The 1,083-nt window shown below is 38.0% G+C and carries 3 protein-coding genes; all 3 read left to right on the top strand.

What is annotated here, in order from left to right:
- Nucleotides 1–55 precede the first annotated feature (55 nt).
- Entirely contained in the window at nt 56–502 is a 447-nt protein-coding gene (locus tag ACFIN0_RS09770; RefSeq protein WP_375702458.1) for a hypothetical protein, read from the top strand.
- A gap of 10 nt (nt 503–512) precedes the next feature.
- Nucleotides 513–707, top strand: a complete 195-nt coding sequence (locus ACFIN0_RS09765) for a hypothetical protein (RefSeq protein ID WP_375702457.1) — start codon at nt 513–515, stop codon at nt 705–707.
- A 44-nt stretch (nt 708–751) separates the two neighbouring features.
- On the top strand, nt 752–1,083 hold a 332-nt coding region (locus ACFIN0_RS09760; RefSeq protein ID WP_375702456.1), incomplete at its 3' end, for a hypothetical protein.

Here is a 1,083-nt window from a genome sequence, read left to right as displayed (position 1 = left end):
AAGAGCCGCGATGTTGATCAGACGGTCGATAGATTGTAGCATTAAGGAGATCAAAATGAGTTTAAATGAAATAATATTGATAGTTGTGTGTGTAGTATTTGGAGCATTGCTTTTATGCGGAGTGATGTTTCGTATTGCTTTGTATTATCGTGACCAAGTTAAGAGGCTTAAAGAGGAAGTTGAAACTCTAAAATTAAAAATTGGGCATTTAACAGACGAGTTACAAAATAAACAGCATGAATGTTCAAGAGAAATTCAGAATGGCATGGATAAGAGTTTTTTAAATATCAAAAATGCATCAGAAATTAGAGAACTGAAGCAAAAGATAGATGAGTATGAAGCAGCGTTCAAACGAAAAAACGAAGTTATAGATGCACTCGAAGCAGATGTTCAATCACGTGATACGGAAATTGAGAGACTAACACAAGAGCTTAAACAGCATGATGAAGCAGTAAAAGCGCCGCCTCATAAGAATAAGAAGAGTAAGAAGAAGGGGAAGTGAGGAGATAGAGATGGGCTTAATTGCGCTTATTATATCTTGTTATGCAGCTTATACTGCTTTTAAAACCACAAAAAGGCTTAGACAAGAGATAAATGAAAAAGACGAAATAATACACGAGCAAGCAAAGCTCATTAAAAAATTATCTTTTCCTAACGTTTCTTATTGTGTGAATTGCAGTAAAATTGTGTGCAGAGAAGTCATTTAAGCACCATTCTAAGAAAAAACCATCATTAAATGCAAGTGATTTAGATGCTTCATACAATCCTTTGTTTTGATCTAGGTACGCGGACTGGGTGGGCGATATGTGGAGGGGACGGTAGTATCATCAGTGGTACTGTTAATTTTCAAACCCGTCGTTTTGAAGGCGGTGGAATGCGTTACTTGCGTTTTAAGCAATGGCTATCAGAAATAAAGCAGACAGCAGGTCAAATTGACGCGGTGTATTTTGAAGAGGTGAGGCGTCATAAAGGTACAGATGCCGCGCATATTTACGGTGGTTTGTTAGCAACGTTAACGGCGTGGTGTGAACATCATCAGATACCGTATGAGGGGATACCGGTAAGTACGATTAAGAAAGCGAC

It is taken from the genome of Bartonella sp. AA89HNZF (genome assembly GCF_042196905.1).
Taxonomy (GTDB): Bacteria; Pseudomonadota; Alphaproteobacteria; order Rhizobiales; family Rhizobiaceae; genus Bartonella.
The sequence above is the reverse complement of the archived record's forward strand: the minus strand, read 5'-3'. Positions and strand labels throughout refer to the sequence as shown.